The sequence below is a fragment of the Streptomyces longhuiensis genome (genome assembly GCF_020616555.1).
GTDB classification, from domain to species: domain Bacteria; phylum Actinomycetota; class Actinomycetes; order Streptomycetales; family Streptomycetaceae; genus Streptomyces; species Streptomyces longhuiensis.
In genome coordinates, this window is record NZ_CP085173.1 from 7205233 (window position 1) to 7224730 (window position 19498).

20 protein-coding genes are annotated in these 19498 nt (G+C 72.3%); 7 read left to right on the forward strand and 13 right to left on the reverse strand.

From position 1 onward, the window contains the following. Positions 1-7: 7 nt before the first annotated feature. Together LGI35_RS33035 and LGI35_RS33040 are read left to right on the forward strand one after the other, a co-directional pair. The gene (locus LGI35_RS33035) at positions 8-1558 is read left to right on the forward strand and encodes a DUF6519 domain-containing protein (protein ID WP_227297946.1); all 1551 of its coding nucleotides are present in this window, start codon (positions 8-10) and stop codon (positions 1556-1558) included. Then, positions 1558-2448: a peptidoglycan-binding protein gene (locus LGI35_RS33040; protein ID WP_227297947.1), complete on the forward strand. Its 891-nt coding sequence runs from the start codon at positions 1558-1560 to the stop codon at positions 2446-2448. Before LGI35_RS33035 ends, LGI35_RS33040 begins: the two co-directional genes overlap by 1 nt. Positions 2449-2491: 43 nt before the next feature. Here the strand turns inward: LGI35_RS33040 and LGI35_RS33045 are convergent, their stop codons facing one another. The 8 genes from LGI35_RS33045 to zapE all read right to left on the reverse strand — a co-directional run bounded on the left by LGI35_RS33045 (position 2492) and on the right by zapE (position 9648). Beyond that, positions 2492-3214 carry a peptidyl-tRNA hydrolase gene (locus tag LGI35_RS33045; protein ID WP_227300620.1) on the reverse strand — a complete coding sequence of 241 codons (723 nt, stop codon included), beginning with the start codon at positions 3212-3214 and terminating at the stop codon, positions 2492-2494. A 120-nt stretch (positions 3215-3334) separates the two neighbouring features. Further along, the gene (locus LGI35_RS33050) at positions 3335-3529 is read right to left on the reverse strand and encodes a hypothetical protein (protein WP_227297948.1); all 195 of its coding nucleotides are present in this window, start codon (positions 3527-3529) and stop codon (positions 3335-3337) included. Positions 3530-3564: 35 nt separating this feature from the next. Next, positions 3565-3969, reverse strand: coding sequence for an ankyrin repeat domain-containing protein (locus LGI35_RS33055; protein ID WP_227297949.1), 405 nt, complete (start codon positions 3967-3969; stop codon positions 3565-3567). A gap of 48 nt (positions 3970-4017) precedes the next feature. After that, on the reverse strand, positions 4018-4875 hold the full coding sequence (locus LGI35_RS33060) for a polysaccharide deacetylase family protein (protein ID WP_227297950.1): 858 nt from the start codon (positions 4873-4875) through the stop codon (positions 4018-4020). Positions 4876-4972: 97 nt separating this feature from the next. After that, positions 4973-5836 (reverse strand): ABC transporter substrate-binding protein, encoded by an 864-nt coding sequence (locus LGI35_RS33065; protein ID WP_227297951.1) that lies wholly within the window; start codon positions 5834-5836, stop codon positions 4973-4975. A gap of 149 nt (positions 5837-5985) precedes the next feature. Then, positions 5986-6810, reverse strand: coding sequence for a polyphosphate kinase 2 family protein (locus LGI35_RS33070; protein WP_227300621.1), 825 nt, complete (start codon positions 6808-6810; stop codon positions 5986-5988). A 198-nt stretch (positions 6811-7008) separates the two neighbouring features. Beyond that, positions 7009-8409: an alkaline phosphatase PhoX gene (locus tag LGI35_RS33075; protein ID WP_227297952.1), complete on the reverse strand. Its 1401-nt coding sequence runs from the start codon at positions 8407-8409 to the stop codon at positions 7009-7011. Between the two features lie 147 nt (positions 8410-8556). Beyond that, entirely contained in the window at positions 8557-9648 is a 1092-nt protein-coding gene (zapE, locus tag LGI35_RS33080) for a cell division protein ZapE (RefSeq protein ID WP_227297953.1), read from the reverse strand. A 37-nt stretch (positions 9649-9685) separates the two neighbouring features. Between zapE and LGI35_RS33085 the strand changes: the two genes are divergently transcribed. The 4 genes from LGI35_RS33085 (at position 9686) to msrB (ending at position 12998) form a co-directional block, all read left to right on the forward strand. After that, positions 9686-10459, forward strand: coding sequence for a pyrimidine reductase family protein (locus tag LGI35_RS33085; RefSeq protein WP_227297954.1), 774 nt, complete (start codon positions 9686-9688; stop codon positions 10457-10459). 144 nt (positions 10460-10603) lie between these two features. Beyond that, positions 10604-11077, forward strand: a complete 474-nt coding sequence (locus LGI35_RS33090; protein ID WP_227297955.1) for an indole-3-glycerol phosphate synthase — start codon at positions 10604-10606, stop codon at positions 11075-11077. Positions 11078-11182: 105 nt separating this feature from the next. Further along, the gene (murC, locus tag LGI35_RS33095) at positions 11183-12577 is read left to right on the forward strand and encodes a UDP-N-acetylmuramate--L-alanine ligase (RefSeq protein WP_227297956.1); all 1395 of its coding nucleotides are present in this window, start codon (positions 11183-11185) and stop codon (positions 12575-12577) included. A 13-nt stretch (positions 12578-12590) separates the two neighbouring features. Then, positions 12591-12998, forward strand: coding sequence for a peptide-methionine (R)-S-oxide reductase MsrB (msrB, locus tag LGI35_RS33100; protein WP_227297957.1), 408 nt, complete (start codon positions 12591-12593; stop codon positions 12996-12998). 25 nt (positions 12999-13023) lie between these two features. On the opposite strand, the gene LGI35_RS33105 is transcribed toward msrB, so the two are convergent. From LGI35_RS33105 to LGI35_RS33115, 3 genes are all read right to left on the reverse strand, one after another. Next, the gene (locus LGI35_RS33105; RefSeq protein WP_227297958.1) at positions 13024-13485 is read right to left on the reverse strand and encodes a hypothetical protein; all 462 of its coding nucleotides are present in this window, start codon (positions 13483-13485) and stop codon (positions 13024-13026) included. Between the two features lie 109 nt (positions 13486-13594). Further along, a complete protein-coding gene (locus tag LGI35_RS33110) occupies positions 13595-14884 on the reverse strand; it encodes a cytochrome P450 (protein ID WP_227297959.1) in 1290 nt (429 codons plus the stop codon). Next, entirely contained in the window at positions 14881-15672 is a 792-nt protein-coding gene (locus LGI35_RS33115; protein ID WP_227297960.1) for an alpha/beta fold hydrolase, read from the reverse strand. The genes LGI35_RS33110 and LGI35_RS33115 overlap by 4 nt, the downstream gene beginning before the upstream one ends. A gap of 349 nt (positions 15673-16021) precedes the next feature. On the opposite strand from LGI35_RS33115, the gene LGI35_RS33120 reads away from it, so the two are divergent. After that, positions 16022-16807: a pentapeptide repeat-containing protein gene (locus LGI35_RS33120; RefSeq protein ID WP_227300622.1), complete on the forward strand. Its 786-nt coding sequence runs from the start codon at positions 16022-16024 to the stop codon at positions 16805-16807. Between the two features lie 14 nt (positions 16808-16821). On the opposite strand, the gene LGI35_RS33125 is transcribed toward LGI35_RS33120, so the two are convergent. Then, positions 16822-18888, reverse strand: coding sequence for a prolyl oligopeptidase family serine peptidase (locus LGI35_RS33125; protein WP_227297961.1), 2067 nt, complete (start codon positions 18886-18888; stop codon positions 16822-16824). A 66-nt stretch (positions 18889-18954) separates the two neighbouring features. After that, a complete protein-coding gene (locus tag LGI35_RS33130) occupies positions 18955-19428 on the reverse strand; it encodes a universal stress protein (RefSeq protein WP_227297962.1) in 474 nt (157 codons plus the stop codon). Positions 19429-19498 lie beyond the last annotated feature (70 nt).

Sequence of the window (19498 nt, forward strand, 5' to 3'; positions counted from 1 at the left end):
CCCCTTCATGCACGCTGATCTCTCCCGTCTCACCTTCCACCCGGAGCGGCACTACTCCGCGGTCGTCGCCCAGCAGGGCCGCGTCCAGCTCGACGCCGACGCCAACGAGCAGACCGCGATCCAGCTCCACCGGGCCCGCACCCTCGCCGCGGACCTGATCGGCCGCTACGGCGGGCCGCGCGACGCGGCGGGCTTCCGCATCGAGTACGTGGGCGGCACGCACGACATCGACACCCTCTACATCCACGGCGGCCGTTACTACGTCGACGGCATCCTGCTCGACGCGGACCGCCCGGCGCCCGGCACGCCCGTGCCGGACGAGGACGCCGAGGACGCGGCGGACAGCGCCACCCCGCCCTCCTACTGGACCTACTGGGACCAGCCCGACGCCTTCCGCGACCCGGAGAAGCCCGGCGACCGGCTGCCCTCGCCCGCGCAGTCGCCGTTCGTGGTCTACCTGAACGTGTGGGAGCGGTCGGTGAACGCCGCCGAGGACCCGGCGCTGCGCGAGGTCGCCCTCGGCGCGGCGATGCCGGACACCGCGGCCCGCGTCAAGGTGGTCTGGCAGGTCCTGCCGCTGTCCCTCGCGGCCCTGGCGATCGAGGATGCCGACCCGTCGAAGGAGGTCGTCCGCGCGGCCTTCGACAAGTGGGCGCAGCGCCAGGGGGCGGCCACCGCCCGGCTGGCCGCCCGCAGCGAGCGGCCCGACCACGCCGACGAGGACCCGTGCCTGGTCAGGCCCGACGCCCGCTACCGCGGTCCGGAGAACCAGCTGTACCGGGTCGAGGTCCATGCCGGCGGCGAGGCGAAGGACGCCACCTTCAAGTGGTCCCGCGAGAACGGCTCGGTCGTCTTCCCGGTCGACGCGCTCGACGGCACCTGGGCGCAGCTGGCGTCCCTCGGCCACGACGACAAGCTCGACCTGGACGTCGGCGACTTCGTCGAGGTCACGGACACCGCCTACGCCTCCCGCCTGGAAGCCCTGCCCCTGCTGCGCGTCGAGGAGCTCGACCTGCCGGGCCGCCGAGTCCGCCTGTCCGCCGAGCCCGAGCCGGGCGTCGGCCGGCTGCCCCACCTGCACCCGTTCGTGCGCCGCTGGGACCACCACGAGGGCCCGAAGCGCAAGGGCCGTACCGCAGCCCTGAAGGGCGGCGCCGTCCCCGTCGCGGAGGGGGAGTGGCTGCCCTTGGAGGACGGTGTCGAGGTGTACTTCGCCAAGGACGGCACCTACCGGACCGGCGACCACTGGCTCGTCCCCGCCCGCACCGCAACCGGCAGCGTCGAATGGCCGACGGACCCGGCGCGGCGCCCGCTGCTCCAGGGGCCCGCCGGTGTCGCCCGCCACTTCGCCCCCCTGGCCCTGGTCAAGGGCGAGGAGAGCGCCGTCGACCTGCGCCTCGCCTTCGGGCCGCTCGCGATCAGCATCCCGGCCGCGGACGAGGCGACCCTTGCGGCGGAGGAACAGGCACACCGTGAGGAACTCGCGGCCGAGGGTCCCTCGCACGGGAGGTCGCAGACCACCGCAGAAGCGGAGTCCGCCGTGGAAGGAGACGAGTGATGGCCACACCTCTGAGCGCGTCCAAGCTGGTGGAGATCCTGCGTAAGGAGGGCCTGACGGTCCACGAGGTGCGCAACTGGCGTACGCACAACCGCAATACGAAGGGTCCCTGGGGCCCGGTGAACGGCGTGATGATCCACCACACCGTCACCTCGGGCACGGACGCCTCCGTGAACATCTGTTACAACGGCTACTCGGGCCTGCCGGGGCCGCTGTGCCACGGCGTCATCGACAAGAAGGGCGAGATCCACCTCGTCGGCAACGGCCGCGCCAATCACGCGGGGCTGGGCGACAGCGACGTCCTGCGCGCCGTGGTCGACGAGTCGAGGCTGCCGCACGACAACGAGGCCGACACCGACGGCAACCGTCACTTCTACGGCTTCGAGTGCATCAACCTCGGCGACGGCAAGGACCCCTGGCCCGAGGCGCAGAAGGAGGCCATCGAGAAGGTGTCCGCCGCGATCTGCCGCCACTACGGCTGGAGCGAGCGGTCGGTCATCGGCCACAAGGAGTGGCAGCCGGGCAAGCAGGACCCGCGCGGCTTCACGATGGACGGCATGCGCAAGCGGATCGCCGACCGGCTCGCCGGGAAGTCCCAGGGTTCCGACCCCAAGCCCGATCCGCCCACGCCGTCCAAGCCGTCTCATGCGCCGTTTCCGGGCAGCGGCTTCTTCCACAACGGCCAGAAGTCCGCACTCATCACGGCCATGGGGCGCCGCCTGGTCGCCGAGGGCTGCGACCACTACGAGGAGGGGCCCAGCCCCGAGTGGACCGACGCCGACCGCAAGTCCTACAAGGCCTGGCAGCAGAAGCTCGGCTTCAAGGGCAAGGACGCGGACGGCATTCCGGGCAAGACCAGCTGGGACAAGCTGAAGGTCCCGGCTTCCTGACAGCCGTGAGCGGGCGGGCTGCCTCGGACGCCGAGCAGCCCGCCTACGGCCGTCGTGCGCGCGGGAGAGGGCAGAAGTGGCTTCCCCCCTCGGTCACGACCGTGTTCCCGGGGGCGATCTCCGTGAATCCCGCGTCCCGGACCACCGGCAGGCCGCTCGTGGTCAGCTCGGCCCAGCGGTCCGCGTCCGCGGTGCGTACGGAGAGCGGGAAACCGGCGTCGCGCCACTGTGCGCGCTGCTCGTCCGTCAGTTCCCACCAGGCCAGCTGCGCGCCGTGGCCCGCCTGGGCCATCGACTTGCCCGCCGTCATGTCGAGGTCGGGGCTCAGCCACAGGACGGGTGCCGTGAGGTCCGGGGCCGCCGGGGGCTCCGGGTCGTCCAGCTCCGTTCCCGACACCTGGAGCCGGGCCAGGTCCTTGGGCCAGCCGTCGAGCGGGACCGGCGGGAACACCCGTACCTCGGCCGACTTCCCCGTCACCGTGATGCCGTCGAGCGCCTCAGCCCTGCGCCACTCGGCGCCGCGCGCCCGCCGCACCACCTTGCGGATCCGGGCGTCCTGCCAGTCGCGCATGACCTGCGCCCACTCGCCGTCGCCGGTCGCGCGCGGATCCGAGAGGATCACGAGGACCGCGCGGGCCGCCGTCTCCAGGGCGTCGGTGCGGGCCGGGGGAGCGGCCCGCTCGATACGCACCACGAGAGGCAGCACGAACTGCTGAGCCTCGTCGCGTACGGTCCGCTCGGACCGGAAGGGGCTGTCCTGCGGCACACCGGCAAAGGCGTCGGTGGCGTCGGTGGCGTCGTTCTGGAGGGTCTGGTCGTCACTGCTCACCGGACCAGTCTGCCAGGCCGAAGATCGGTTCTTCGCGGCGTCGTGCGACGGCCGCGGTCACCCCGAGCAGGACGTGCGCTGTGCCTCCTGCCACTCGCACACGGGGCACAGCGTCACGCCCTTGCGGGACTCCGGGTACTCGGTGGGCTTGCGGCACAGCACGCACTCGGCGAACGGCTCCGTGGTCGCACCGGCCGGTTCGGACACGTCCGGGTCCGTACGCGGCCCCGGCCCGTCGCAGTAGTCAGCCATGACTCCCACCGTAGTCCGGGCCACCGGGACAGGCCCTAGGACCTGTCCGGTCGATCATCCAGGGAGGCTGGTGCCGAGAGACCTTCCGTATCGGGCTTCGCGGTCCGATCCTGGCGGGCGGTGAACCGACCCAGCAGCCGGATCGCCATGCTGTGGTCGTAGAAGTGGGCCAGACCGCGGGCGGTTGTGCCGTCGATCTCTGCGGCAGGATCGGCGCCGTAGGCGAGGACGATCGCGGTCAGTGCGCTGTCGATCGGTTGCCCCGACTGAAGCGCCGAATCCCCTTCCAGTTCGATGGCGTGCATCAGCAGGGTCATCCCGCAGCAGACCTCGTTGACATTCGCTCCTTCGTCGAGAAGACGTGTGAGCGTGGCATGCTCGCTGGACTCCACCGCCTGGTGGGCCGGCGTCCACGGGTTCTCGATCTCAAAGCTGGTCACCACGGCATCATGCCTGACACCTCACCACCATGATCGGCCGGACAGCTCCTAGTTCCCGGCCGCCGACCTGATCAGCTCCGACACCCGCACGAACCGGTACCCGCGCTCCCGCAGCTTCGGCACGACGGCGCGCACCGCGGCTTCCGTGGCGGGCGCCGCGCTGCGGGTGCAGTGCATGACGACGACCGAACCGGGCCGCACCCCGTCGAGCACCTGCTGCGCCACCGCGTCCGAGTCCGTCGCGAACGCGTCACCGCTCACCACGTCCCACTGCACGGCCGTGACGCCCGCCGGGGTCAGCTTCCGCAGCACCTCCTTGTCGTAACACCCGCCCGGGAAGCGGAAGTACGGCACCGTGCGCTTCACCCCGGCCTTGCGGAACGCGGCGAAGGCGCGCTCCACGTCCGACCGCATCTGCGCGGGCGGCATGGTGGGCAGGCCGTAGCACGCGCCGGTGAAGGCGTGGTGGCTGTACGAGTGGTTGGCGACCTCGAAGAGCGGATCGCTCCCGATCGACCTCGCCTCGGCCGGGTACTCCTCGGCCCACCGCCCGGTCATGAACACCGTCGCGGGGACCTTCAGCCGGCGCAGGGTCGCGATCAGGGCCGGGTTGTCGAAGTGCTCACCGGCGGCGGCGCGGGGGCCCTGGTCGGCGGTCATGTCGGCGTCGAAGGTGAGGGCGACGGTCCGGTCCCGCGGGTGGGGGGCGCTCTTGAACACGGGGGTGAGACCGGCGGGGCCCGGTGCGAGTGTGGGCGGGCGCGAGGGCGCGGCGGACACGGACGCGCTCACCGTCCCTCGCCCCGGGTGCCCGGCGGACCCGCCGCCCCCGCTGCACGCGGCAGCTCCGACCCCCAGTGCGCCCAGGGCGCAGACCAGCGCGAATCTCCGTACGTAGGTCATCACGCGGCGACCATAAACGCACTAATAGGATTAATTGCGCATCATGTCGCGTGTGCGGTGCGGCGTCGGGCCAGGTGGGCGAAGGGTGGGGCCGTGGGGCTCAGGTGTCCCGCAGCGCCCCGGTCACCTGGTCGAAGAACCGTGCGTGGGCGGACTCGCTCGCCGGGAGCTCGGGGTTCCAGGGGAGCAGACGCGCCCCGGCCGCGACCTGCCGCCAGTGCGGGTCCGCCGCGTACTGCTCGCGTGCGGCCGCGTTCGCGCGGGAGTCGACGAGCACGATGTCGGGCGTGAGCGCGGCGGCCTGAGCCCACCCGGCCGTGTTCCAGTTGGCGCCCGGCCCCTGCGGGGGCTCGACGGTGTGTACACCGAGGGCCGTCAGCGCGCTCAGGTCGGGCCACTTGGCGGGACGGGCCAGATGGACACTGTCCGGGCCGCCCGGCGAAAGAGCCAGCACCCGCCCTCGACTGTCCTGCGCCGCCTGCTCCAACTCCCGCATGGCGCGCTCCAGTTCGGTCCCGGACCGGTCCCGCGCCCCGAGCGAACGCGCCAGCCCGGCGAAGCGCTCCCTGACCGCGGTGAGCGAGCGGCCCTGCCCGACGTCGACCACGACGACCGGGACGTGCTCCTCCAGGTGCTTCGCCACGTCGGGCTCGACGCCGTACACCTGGCCGCCGCCGTAGGTGACGGCGACGACGAGGTCGGGCTCGGCCGCGAGCACGGCCTCCAGGCCGAGCCCCGCGCCCGCGCCGAGGTAGCGGACCTCGCCGAGCGGCAGCGTCCCCGCCTTGGCCGGGTCGGCGGTGTCCCCGTCGTGGAACGAACCGAAGATCCCCACCGGCCGTATCCCGTGGTCCCACAGGGTGGCGCCGGCCTGTATGTAGGCCACCACCCGTAACGGCACGTCCCCCGCGGCCGCCACATGCCCGCGGTCGTCGGTGAACTCCCAGACTGCGTGTCGTTCCATGTGTCCGTGTCCTTGTCCCTAGGGGGCGACGTCCTGAAGGGCCTACGGGCCCGGCAGGACCCCTAAGACCCTGCCCAGGGGGCGGGATCGGCACGCTCGGTGAATCAGCCGCACTTGTGGACGGCGCCGGTGGGGCCCGGCACCCCGCCTCACCCCTGTGCGAGCAACTGCTCCCTCGCCCCGGCCACGTCGAAGTCCGCCTTCGGGAACTTCGGGTCCAGCGCCTCCAGATGTTCCAGGAGCAGCTTGCTGACGGCCCAGTTCCGGTACCACTTGCGGTCGGCCGGCACCACGTACCAGGGCGCGTCATCCGTCGAACAGCGCTCCAGCGCGATCTCGTACGCCTTCTGGTACGCGGGCCACAGGGCGCGGTCCTCGATGTCGCCCATGCTGAACTTCCAGTACTTGTCCGGGTTGTCGAGCCGTTGGAGGAGCCGCTCGCGCTGTTCCTCGTACGAGATGTGGAGGAAGCACTTGACGACCGTCACGCCGTCCTCCGCCAGCGACTGCTCGAAGCGGTTGATCTGGCCGTAGCGGCCGCCCAGTTGGCGGTGCGGGACGAGGCCGCGGACCCGGGCGGCGAGGACGTCCTCGTACTGCGAGCGGTCGAAGATGCCGATCTCGCCGGGCTCGGGGAGCGCTCGCATGATGCGCCACAGGAACGGATGGCCGCGCTCCTCGGCGGTCGGCGCCTTGAAGGCCTTGATGCGGCAGCCGGAGGGGTTGAAGAGGCCGATGACGTGCTTGACCGTGCCGCCCTTGCCGCTGGTGTCCATGCCCTGGAGGATCAGCAGGATCCGGCGCCGGTCGCCTGCCGTGCCGGAGGCCCACAGGCGCTCCTGGAGGTCCGCCAGGCGTTCACCCATACGGGCGGTCGCCTCCACGCCGGCGGCCTTGCCGGTGGGGCCCGCGGGCGTCGCCCGCGCGTCGTAGGAGGCGAGATCCACGGGCTTGCCCGCGGGGATGCGCAGCAGCTCACGAAGCGCGGCGGGCGCTTTCGCGCCGGAAGACTTCCCGGACGTCCCGGGGGCCTGTCCGGCCCTGGCCCGGGACTTCCCGGCGCCCTTGGCCGGCTTGCCCTTGCCCTTCCGCTTCGTGTCCTTGTCGGCCTTGGCCACCGCGCACCCCTTCCCGTCAGGTCCCTCGATCGTGCGACGGACCGGGCAGCTGCGCTACCGCTGCCAGGGCCCCGTCACGGCGAAGGTCGTCCCGGGCGTGTAGCAGTTGACGTACATCGTGTCGCCGTCCGGGGAGAACGTGACGCCCGCGAACTCGCCCCACGCCGGTTCCTGCGCCGTGCCGATGTTCTGGCGCCCGCGCGCCATCGCGTACACGTCGCCGCGGCGGGTCACACCGAAGACGTGCTGCGCGCCCTCGCCGTCCTCGCACACCATCAGGCCGCCGCTGGGCGCGAGGCAGATGTTGTCGGGCTCCTCGCCCGGCAGCTGGACGTCGGTGCTCGGGCCGAACACGATCACCAGCGTGAGCCGGCGCTTGTTCGGGTCGTAGCGCCAGATCTGCCCGAAGTGGTCGGCCGCCGAGCCCTCCGCGCTGTGGGCGAAGGAGGAGACGAAGTAGACGGACGAGCCGCCCCAGTAGCAGCCCTCCAGCTTCTGGGCGTGCGTGATGCCCTTCGGGCCGAAGTCCTGGAGGCGGATGGGGGTCTGCGCGGCCAGCGGGTCGGGTACGTCGACCCACTCGATGCCGTCGAAGGTCGCGCCCGTCTCCTGGATCGAGGACAGGTCGGGCACCCCGGGCACCCGCATCGCCTGGAGCGTTCCGCCCGCCCGCAGGGAACCGAGGCCGCCCTCGGGCTTCTTGGGCAGGAAGCGGTAGAAGAGGCCGAACGGCTTCTGGAAGGCGTCCTCCGTCTCGTAGACGACGCCCCGCTTCGGGTCGATCGCGATCGCCTCGTGCTGGAAGCGGCCCATCGCGGTCAGCGGCACGGCGCCCGAGCGGTGCGGGTCGCCCGGGTCGACCTCGAAGATGAAGCCGTGGTCCTTGGTGTAGCCGTTCGTGCCGGCCTTGTCCTCGGTCTCCTCGCAGGTCAGCCAGGTGCCCCAAGGCGTGTGCCCGCCCGCGCAGTTGACGGCCGTGCCGGCGATGGCCACACGCTCCGACAGGACATTGCCCCGATGGTCGAGCGTGAGCGCCGTACAGCCGCCCTTGCCCATCGGGTCGTAGGTGAGGCCCTCGACGGTCGGCACGGCGATCTTCGCGGTGACGCGGTTCTCGTGGTTGCGGACCAGGTGGACCTGGCCGTGTCTGCCCTTCAGGGCCGTCATGCCGTCGTGGTTGCTGGGCACCTTGCCCTCGCCGGAGCGCAGCGGGTCGCCCTCGCGCGAGAGGACCTTGTAGCGGAACCCCGCGGGCAGGTCGAGCAGCCCGGCGGGGTCGGGCACCAGCGGGCCGTAGCCCTTCTGTCCGAGGCTCTGCGCGGCGGCCGTGCCCGCGAAGAGCTCGGAGAGGCTTCCGGCGAAGGCGATGGCGGCGACGGAAGCGCCGCTGCGCGCGAGGACCTGACGTCGTGTTGCGGAGGACTGAGCGGTACGTGCGGTACGTGCTTCAGACATGGGGCAACCTCCTGCTGGCGGACAGGAACTGTGACCCGGTCGTGTGTATCACGCGGCATGGTTCACGGGAACCACGCGTGTGACGGCCTGTCGCTCATGTCCCGGCCGTCACGCGCCACCCTTCACGCGCGCGTGAGCCCCCGCTCCTTACGCCCTCACCAGCCCCTTCGCGTCCCGCGCGAGTGCGGTCAGGCGGGAGATCGCGCGGAAGTACTTCTTGCGGTAGCCGCCGTTCAGCATCTCCTCGCTGAACAGCTGGTCGAAGGGGAGTCCCGAGGCGAGCACGGGGATCTCGCGGTCGTAGAGCCGGTCGGCGAGCACGACGAGGCGCAGCGCCGTCGACTGGTCGGGGACGGGTTGCACGTCCGTGAGGCAGACGGCCTTCAGGTCGTCCGTGAGGGCGCCGTAGCGGCTGGGGTGCACGCGCGCGAGGTGGTCGAGCAGATGCGGGAAGTCGTCGAGGGAGGCGCCCTGCATCGCGTACGCCGCCTTCGTCACCTGTTCGTCGGAGAACGGGGCGGGCGCTTCGGGCAGGCCGCGGTGGCGGTAGTCCTCGCCGTCGATGCGCAGGGGGTGGAAGTGGGCGGACAGGCCCTGGATCTCGCGCAGGAAGTCGGCGGAGGCGAACCGGCCCTCGCCGAGCTTGCCCGGCAGCGTGTTCGAGGTCGCGGCGAGCGCGACGCCCGCGTCGACGAGCTTGCCCAGCAGGGTCGACACCAGGACCGTGTCGCCCGGGTCGTCCAGCTCGAACTCGTCGATGCACAGCAGCCGGTGCTCGCCGAGCGTGCGCACCGTCTGCTGGAAGCCGAGCGCGCCCACCAGGTTCGTGAGCTCGACGAACGTGCCGAACGCCTTCTGCTCGGGGGCCGCCGGGGTGGCGTGCCAGAGCGAGGCGAGCAGGTGGGTCTTGCCGACGCCGTAGCCGCCGTCCAGGTAGACGCCGCGGGGTCCGGTGGGCGCCGCGGGCTTCTTGGCGAACCACCGCCGCTTGCCCGCGCCGCTCGCGTGGGCGCCGCCGAGCCCGGCCGCGAAGCCGCTCAGGACCCGCACCGCCTCGGTCTGGCTGGGCTGGCCGGGGTCCGGGATGTACGTCTCGAAGCGGACCGAGTCGAAGCGCGGCGGGGGCACCATCTCGGCGACCAGGCGGTCCGCGGGGACGAGCGGCTCACGGGCGCACAGGGACAGCGGGGACGCGTCGGCTATCGGACTCTGAGCCGGGGCGGTGGTGGAGGACGACACAGCACCCAACTCTAGACGCCGTGGGAGACTGCGTGACATGCGACGCCTGTTCCCTGTGACGTACGAAACAGCAGATCACGCGGCCCACGAACCTCGTGAATGGAGTCTCGACGAGCTCGCGGACGCCTATGCCTACCCCTCCGGGCAGGACGTATGGCTGCGGGCCAACATGGTCTCCACGCTCGACGGTGCCGCTCACCACGACGGCCGCTCGCAGGGCATCTCGTGCGCCGCCGACATGCGGATCTTCGGCACCCTGCGCGGTCTCGCGGACGCCGTCCTGGTCGGCGCGGAAACGGTCCGTCTTGAGGGCTACCGCCCGGCACGCGCGCGTGAGGCCTTCGCCGCGCGCAGGCAGGCGGCCGGACAGGGCCCCGCCCCGGCCATCGCGGTGATCACCGCGAGCCTGAACCTCGACTTCTCCCTGCCCCTCTTCACCTCGCCCCTCGTTCCCACCTTCGTGGTCACCGGCGCCGGGGCCCCGTCCGACCGTGTGGAGGCCGCCCGCAAGGCCGGCGCCGAGGTGCTGATCGCCGGCGAGGGCTCCACGGTCGAGCCGGAGCGCGCGGTCCGGGCGCTCGCGGAGCGCGGGCTCACCCGGCTGCTCACGGAGGGCGGACCCCGCCTGCTCGGTCAGTTCGTGGCAGCGCAGGTGCTCGACGAACTCTGTCTGACGCTGTCGCCGATGCTCACCGCCGGAGACGCCCAGCGCATCGCCGGGGGACCGTCCCTGACCGTCCCCGAGCGTTTCGAGATGGCTTCGGTGCTGGAAGAGGCCGGGTTCCTGTTCACCCGATACCGTCGGAGCTGACAATCAGCGGAATGTGCCGTTCCGTTTACGTTCCGCTGGGCACACTAAATCTCGCAGACCCCGTACGGCCACGGGGCAGGATGGTTTCCGCAGGGACCGGTCGAGAGTCGACGGCCCACGGAGGAGAGAAGAAGGGCGCCTGTCGTGTTCACGAGCGTATTGATGATCGAGAAGGCCCTGACGTCCGCCGACGTGGAGTTCGTCACCACCTTGCACGGTGACGAGGAAGTCGCGTTCCATGTGCTGCTCCAGCCCCGCGGTGACCAGGCCGACCGCCTGCTGCGGGCCATCGACGACGTCGCCATGGGGGAGCTCGACGACGCGGCGAGGGAGAAGGACGTCCCCGAGGGCCAGGACGCCACGGAACCCGGCGAACAAGCGCTCCAGGTCTCCCTCACCGCACTCCACCAGGCCGGCTGCGAGGCGGAGGGCCGCCTCGTCGAGGACCACCCCCTGGACGCACTGAAGTCCCTGGTCGACGAGATCGGTGCCGACGAGGTCATCGTCCTGACCGACCCGCACTACGTGGAGGAGTTCTTCCATCGCGACTGGGCCTCGCGCGCGCGGCACAAGGTGGGCGTTCCGGTCCTGAAGCTCTTCTCGTACAGCAAGGCGTAGCCGCCGGGGCGGTACGGGGTTGCGCAGGCGGGGTGCACGGAGAAAGTAGGCTGAGCCTGCCCGCACAGTGGGCACGCAGCAGCACACCGTCCCAGGGAGAAACCAATGGCACCCGGCCTGCCCACCGCCATGGACCGACCGCACTTCATCGGCATCGGCGGCGCCGGAATGTCGGGCATCGCGAAGATCCTCGCGCAGCGCGGCGCCCAGGTCGCCGGCAGCGACTCCAGGGAGTCCGCCACGGCCGGGGCGCTGCGCTCGCTCGGCGCCACGGTCCACATCGGCCATGACGCCGCGCACCTCGCGCCGGACGCCACCTGCGTCGTCGTCTCCTCCGCGATCCGCGCCGACAACCCCGAGCTGGCCCGCGCCGCCGAGCTCGGCATCCCGGTCGTCCACCGCTCCGACGCCCTCGCCTCGCTCATGGACGGCCTGCGCCCCATCGCGGTCGCCGGCACGCACGGCAAGACGACGACCACGTCGATGCTGGCGGTCTCCCTGTCCTCCCTGGGCCTCGACCCCTCGTACGCCATCGGCGGCGACCTCGACGCCCCCGGCTCGAACGCGCTGCACGGCGCGGGCGAGATCTTCGTCGCCGAGGCCGACGAGTCGGACCGCAGCTTCCACAAGTACGCGCCCGAGGTCGCCATCGTCCTCAACGTCGAGCTCGACCACCACGCCAACTACGCGTCGATGGACGAGATCTACGAGTCCTTCGAGACCTTCGCCTCCAGGATCGTCCCCGGTGGCACGCTCGTCATCGCCGCGGACCAGTCCGGCGCGGTCGAGCTGACCCGCCGGCTGCGGGACACGACGTCCCTGAAGGTCGTCACGTACGGCGAGTCGGAGGCGGCCGACGTCCGCATCCACAAGGTCACCCCACGCGGCCTGACCAGCGAGGTCACCGTCCTCCTCGACGGCAAGCTGCTCACGTTCACGGTCTCGGTCCCCGGCCGCCACTACGCGCACAACGCGGTCGCGGCGCTCGCCGCCGGCGTCGCGCTCGGCATCCCCTCCCGCAACCTGGCCGCGGCGCTGAAGTCGTACACCGGCGTCAAGCGCCGCCTCCAGCTCAAGGGCGAGGAGAACGGCGTACAGGTCATCGACTCGTACGCGCACCACCCCACCGAGATGTCCGCCGACCTCGAGGCGATGCGCTCGGCCGCGGGCGACTCCCGGATCCTCGTCGTCTTCCAGCCCCACCTCTTCTCCCGCACCCAGGAGCTCGGCAAGGAGATGGGCGACGCCCTCGCCCTCGCCGACGCGTCCGTGGTCCTGGACATCTATCCGGCCCGCGAGGACCCGATCCCCGGCATCACCAGCGGCCTCATCATCGACGCGGCCCGCGCCGCGGGCGCCGACGTGGACGCCGTCCACGACAAAGCGACCGTGCCCGACGTGATCGCGGGAATGGCCAAGCCCGGCGACCTTGTTCTCACCATGGGCGCGGGTGACGTCACGGAGCTCGGCCCGCAGATCCTCGATCGCCTTGCCAAGTGAAGGACTGAGCTGAATGTCGTACGACGTCGAAAAGCCGGACGAGGAGTGGCGCGCGGAGCTGACCCCGGCGGAGTACGCGGTACTGCGCCAGGCCGGCACCGAGCCCGCCTTCGTCGGTGAGTACACGGACACCAAGACCGAGGGTGTCTACTCCTGTCGCGCGTGCGGCGCGGAGCTCTTCACCTCGGGAGAGAAGTTCGAGTCGCACTGCGGCTGGCCGTCCTTCTTCGACCCGAAGGACACGGACGCCGTCGAGCTGATCGCGGACCGCTCGCACGGCATGGTCCGCACCGAGGTGCGCTGTGCCCGCTGCGGCTCGCACCTCGGCCACGTCTTCGAGGGCGAGGGCTACCCCACCCCGACGGATCAGCGGTACTGCATCAACTCGATCTCGCTGCGGCTGGCGCCGGAAGCGGGCTGAGCCGGGCCGGGGCTCCGGCGGAGGCTCAGTCCTCCGCCGGCGTCTCCGGGCGCATCATCGGGTGGACGACACCCGGGAAGACGCGGGCCCGGACCACCGGCTCCGCGGAGCCGCCCCGCACGACCGTCTCGGCGATGCCCCACGGGCGGCCGGGCAGGACGACGGTCAGCGTGTACGTCGACGCGCAGCCCATGCAGTCGTACTTGTCCCTCCACGTCTCGACGTCCGTGAGGCTGCCGGGGGCGCGGCCCACGTGGCGGTGGCGGGCGTGGCAGCGGTCGCACTTCTCGCCGGGCTCGCACGTGCCGCCGCAGGGGCACGGGACGTCGAGGGTGTCCGCGGGCCGCCAGCGCTGGGTGCGCACGGCCTCCGCGGTGGCGCCCATGTCCTTCATCGCCTTGAGGTTCTTGGCGGCGACGACGTACGACTCTCCGGTCGACGTCATCCGGTTCCGGATCACGTGCTTGCGTCCGCGGTTCGTCGTCATCTGGTTCCTCCTGGGTTCACGCAGCCCGCCAGGAGGCCCACGAGATCGTTCCTCCCCCACGGTACCGGGCCCGGCGGGTGCGCCGGGCCACGAGAGACCGGGGGAGGCGTCAGCCGGGGGCCGTGGCGACCGGGAGCTCCTTCACACCGTTGATGAAGTTCGACAGCAGACGCCGTGGCGGGCCCGCCGGCTGGAGCACCGGCAGAGCCCGGCAGGTCTCCTCGTACAGCACCCGCAGCTGCAGGCGCGCGAAGTGCGCGCCCAGGCAGACGTGCGGGCCGTCCCCGAACGAGACGTGCGGGTTGGGGCTGCGGGACAGGTCGAGGCGGTGCGGGTCGGTGAAGACGCGTTCGTCGTGGTTGGCCGAGGCGTGGAAGACGACGACCTTGTCGCCCGCGCGGACACGGCGGCCCGCCAGGATCGTGTCGCGGGCGGCGGTGCGGCGGAACGTGAGGACCGGCGGATGGCGGCGCAGGAGCTCGTCGACCGCCGTCCCCGGGTCGGCCTTCCCGTCGCGCAGCAGACCGTAGGCCTCCGGAGCCCGGGCCAGCTCCAGCAGGCCGCCGGGAGCCGCGCTGCGCACCGTGTCGTTGCCGGCGACCGTGAGCAGGAAGAAGAACATCTCGAGCTCGGCCGCGGTCAGGTCGGGGTCGGTGGCCAGGACCGTCATGACGTCGTCCGCCGGGTGGGTCCGCTTGTGCGCGGCGAGCGAGCGCGCGTAGGCGAACATGTCGCGCAGCATCGCGGGGGAGCGCGGGTCGACCGGTCTGCCGTCGGCGTCGAGGACGGGCTCGTGCGCCTCGTCCGGGTCCTGATAGCCGATGACGCGCTGCGTCCAGTGCAGGAGAAGGCCGCGGTCGGAGTCCGGGACGCCCAGGAGGTCGGCGAGGTTCAGGAGGGCGTAGTCGTCCGTGACGGCCGAGACCAGGTCGGTGGTGGGGCCGGGGGCCGCGACGGCCGCCGTGAGCAGGGCGCGGGCCCGGTCGCGGGCGAGCGCGGCGAAGCGGTCCACGCGCCGCGGGGTGAACGCGCGGCTCACGAGGCGGCGCAGCCGGCCGTGGTCCGGCGGGTCCTGGTTGAGCATCATGGAGCGGATGAACGGCAGGTCGGCCGGGTCCGGGTCGCGGATCTGCGTGGCACCCAGACACGACGAGTACGTCGACCCGTCCTTGAGGACGCGGACCACGTCGGCATGGCGCGTGACCGCCCAGAACCCGGGGCCCGCGGGCCAGCCCAGCACCTCCGGCTCCTCCTGCCAGGCGACGGGGTGGTGGTCGCGGAGCGTGCGGTAGCTGTCGTGGGGGACGCCCCGCGCGTACCGGCGCGGGTCGAAGACATCCGGGACATCCGGGGTGTCCGGGGCGTCCGTAGTGGGCGGTGCGCTGTTCGGATCTGTCATACGTGCGCCTCGTCGCCCGGGCCGTCCGCCCTCAGGAAGTCCTCCACCGTCCGGATCAGGGCGAGCGGTGTCTCGTCCATCGCGTAGTGGCCGCACGCGGGGAGTTCGGTCAGTTCGGCGCGGGCGTACCAGCTCATCCACGTGGCCCGCATCAGGTCGGCCGAGAGCGCCGGGTCGAGTGCCCCGGTGACGGCGAGCGCGGGGACCGTGGTGCCCTCCACCCGGGTGTGGAAGTCCTCGCCGGCCCAGGAGTCCAGCCAGGCCCGGAACGCCTTTGCGTCGCTGACCTCCAGCGACCGCTCCACCATCCGGTCGAGCCAGGCGGCGGGGCGGGTGCCGCCGGTCGTGATGTCGAGGATGGCGCGGCGGTTCTGCGGGGTGTGGGCCGCGCCGGAGAAGAGCTCCCACTGCTCGGGCGGCAGCGGCAGCCCGCACGCCGGGACGGGAGAGACGCCGACCATCCTGCGCAGCCGGTGGGGCGCGGCGGCCAGGATCCGCTGGGCGACGCTCCCGCCCATCGAGTGGCCGATCACCGAGAACCGCTGCCAGCCGAGCCGGTCCGCCAGTTCGATCACGTCGGCGGCGGCCTCCGCCGTGGTGTAGGAGCCGCCCGCGTCCCTGGCCTCGCCGTAGCCCCGCAGGTCCACAAAGGCGTACTCGAAGGCGGAGCGGTCGAGGTCGGCGAGCAGCGGGGCGTAGGCGCCGCGGTCGGCGAACCAGCCGTGCACGGCGACCACTTTGTGCGGTCCTGTGCCGTGCAGCTCGTGCGGGAGGACGAAGGAGGCCACGGTGACTCCTGACGGTCGGTGAGGGGGACGAGCGGTCCCTGCCTGCGCCGCACCACCGTGGCCCGCGACCCCAGGGGCGCACAAGGGCGCGCGGCGGCATCGGGGAGAATGAAGGCTTCGACCGGGCGCGGGCGGCGACGCCGTACCCGTCGAGCAGACATCACGTATCGAGCAGACACCATGTAGGAGACCGGGCCCGTTGTCCCAGAAGCGCGAAAACCGTCCTGAGGCCGTGGCGTCCGACGGGGCCGTTCCGGGCGCCGCAACCGTCCGGGGCACCGCCACCGTCTCGGGCACCGGCACCGGCACCGGCGCCGTTCCGGAGGCCGGGCGCCGCCGCCGGCTCGACCTGCGCGCCGACTGCGGGAACTGCTTCGGGCTGTGCTGTGTCGCCCTGCCCTTCGCCAAGTCCTCCGACTTCGCCGCGAACAAGCCCGCCGGCCAACCGTGCCGCAACCTCCAGGACGACTTCCGCTGCGGCATCCACGCCACGCTCCGGGACGAGGGCTACTCGGGCTGCACGGTCTTCGACTGCTTCGGCGCCGGCCAGCAGGTGTCACAGGGCACGTTCGGCGGTGAGGACTGGCGTACGTCGCGCGGGACCGCGCGCGCGATGTTCGACGTCTTCCCCGTCATGCGCCAACTGCACGAACTCCTCTGGTACTTGACCGAGGCGCTGGAGCTGGAGCGGGCCCGCCCGGCGCACCAGGAGGTGCGGCGCGCCCTCGACGGGATCGAGGAGCTCACCCGCGCCGACGCCGCCACCCTCGCCGCGGCCGACGTCCCCACCCTCCGCGGCGAGGTCAGCGAGACGCTCCTGAAGGTCAGCGAACTCGTCCGGGCGGCCGTGCCCGGCCGCAGGAAGAACCACCGGGGCGCCGACCTGATGGGCGCCCGCCTCAAGGGCGCCGACCTGCGGGGCGCCAACCTGCGCGGCGCCTACCTGATAGCGGCCGACCTCACCGGCGCCGACCTGCGTGAGGCCGACCTCATAGGGGCCGACCTCCGCGACGCGCGCCTTCAGGGCGCCGATCTGACCGGCAGCATCTTCCTCACGCAGGCGCAGGTCAACGCGGCCCGCGGGGACGACTCGACGAAGATCCCGGCCTCCTTGAGCCGTCCCGCGCACTGGTAGATACCTGCGAGCCGTCAGATCCCCAGGGACTTCTTCAGGAAGTCGAGCTGGAACAGCAGCAGGTTCTCCGCGACGTCCTCCTGCGTGACCATGTGCGTCGCGCCCGGCAGGGGAAGCACCTGGTGGCTGCGGCCCGCCGCGAGCAGCGCCGCCGACAGGCGCAGCGTGTGGGCGACCGTCACATTGTCGTCGGCGAGCCCGTGCACCAGCAGGAGCGGGCGGCGCAGCAGCGGCGCGTCGGCGATCAGGGAGCAGCGCTCGTAGTTCTCGGGCTCCTCGTCGGGATGGCCGAGATAGCGCTCCTTCCAGTGCGTGTCGTACAGCCGCTGGTCGGTGGGCGGCGCGCCAGCCACCGCCGCGTGGAAGACGTCGGGCCTGCGCAGCACGGCGCCCGCGGCCAGGAACCCGCCGAACGACCAGCCACGGATCGCGACCCGCGTCAGGTCGAGGTCGGGGAACTCCGCCCCGGCCGCGTGCACGGCGGCGACCTGGTCGTCCAGCGCGTGGGTCAGGATGTCGCCGCGGATCTCCTTCTCCCACGCGGGACCGCGCCCCGGGGAGCCGCGTCCGTCCGTGACCAGGACCGCGAAGCCCTGCTCGGCGAACCACTGCGACAGATGCGCGGGCCAGCCGAGGCCGCGCGTGGCCACCAGCAGGTGCTGGCCCCCGTACGGGTTCACCAGGACGGGGAGCTTGGCGCTGCCCGGTGTGTGCCACGACGGCAGGAACAGCTGGCTGCGCAACTCCCGCTCGCCGAGCCGCAGATGGACGGGGCGCGTGGGTACGACGGGGCGCTCGGCGAGCGAGGCGATCTCCCCGTCGGGGCTGCCCTTCTTCGTCACCTCCACGGTCACGGCGTCCTCCCGGCGGCTCACCAGCACCGTGGTGCCGCCCGCGGAGACCGCCGTGTGCACGCCCGGCGCGTCCGTGAGCCTGACGCAGCCCGCGTCGGGCGCCCAGGTCCACACATGGGTCTCAGCGGGTTCGTCACCGCCCTCGAAAAGCACCGACTCATCCTGGACGCCGAGTACTTGACGGACCTGGAGGCCCACCGGGGTCACCGGCTCCCCGGCCACGACGAGGCGGCGGGTGTCCTGCTCGTCGCGGGTCGTCACCAGCGCGCCGGGCGCCGTGCGGCACGGGGCGCCGGGGACCAGCTCGACCCAGGCCGCGTCGCGCTGCTCGTCCAGGAGGCGGGTGGCGCCCGACGCCGGGTCCACGGCCAGAGTGCGCAGTGTCCGCTGGTCGCGGCTCTGCACCGCGGCGAACGGGCCGTGCGCGTCCCACCCGGCCACGGGCACGTACTCGAACGCCCCACGGTCCCAGTCCACTTCGGTCCGCGCGCCGTCCAGGTGCAGCACATGGAGCGACACGTCGGCGTTGGCGGTACCCGCCGCCGGGTAGCGCACGGCACGCGGCGGCGCCGAAGGGTCGGCCGGGTCGGAGAGGTACCAGCGCTGCACGCGCGACGTGTCCACGCGCGCGGCGAGCAGCGCACTGCCGTCGGGCGCCCACCAGTGACCGCGCGACCGGCCCATCGACTCCGAGGACGCGTGGTCGGTCAACCCGTAGGTGATGTCGGGGCCTTCGGGCGCCGCGAGGAGCCGGTCCTCCCCGTCGAGTGTGACGACGTGCAACGCGCCGCCGGTGACGTACGCGACGAACCGGCCGTCGGGGGACAGACGCGGGTCCACGACCGGGCCCGCCGCCGACACGGGGAACGGGACGCCGTCCGCGACACGGACGGCCCAGAGCGCTCCCGACAGGGCGTACACGACGGTGCGGCACTCGGCGTCGGCCGAGTACGAGACGAGCCCCACCGCGCTCTCGCGCGCCCGCTCCCTGCGGACCCGCTCGGCGGCCGGCACGTCTCCCGCGCGCGGGGTGCGCGAGACGTCCACGAGGACGCGCTCCGCGCCGTCCTCGTGGAGCCACAGGGCGCTCACGGGATCGGCGCCGCCGCCCGTGCGCAGGAACAGGACGCGCCCGCCGTCCGCCGAGACCGTGAACCGGCTCGGGGCGCCCAGGGCGAAGCGGCGGGTGCGGGCGTACTGGCGCGGGAACTCTCGGGCATCGTCCATGAGGGCACTCTGGCATGCCCCGCTGACGCCCCGTCGGGTGGGCGACGGAGCGGGCCGTTGTTCGCGTCAGCTGTCGGACTTCTTCTCCCGCACCACCACGACCGAACAGTGTGCGTGCTGCGCCACCTGGTGGCTCACCGAGCCGAGCAGCGCCCCCTTGAAGCCGCCGTAGCCGCGGGTGCCCACGACCAGGAGGTCGGCGGCTCCGGACGCCTCGACGAGGACCTTCGCCGCGGGCCCCTGCACGATGCGGCTGTGCACCGGGACGGGCGGGTTCTCGCCGACCGTCTCCGTGACGACGTCGACGAGCTGCACGCGCGAGGTCTCCCCGGGGGAGAGCAGCTCGCGGCCGCCCACCACCGTGGTCCCGTCGGCGGGCCCGCCGAGGTTGAAGGGGTTCGTGGACCACTCCCAGCTCATGATGGCGTGCACCCGGCCGCCGACGAGCGTGGCCTGCCGCACGGCCCAGCGGAGGGCTTCCTTCGAGTGCTTCGAACCGTCGACACCTACGACGATCAACGGCTCCGTGGCCTGGCTCACCGAAGACTCCTCAAATGGGGATCGCGTGGACTTGGGTACCGCCCTTTTCCCCGTCGGGGCGCCCCTCAGT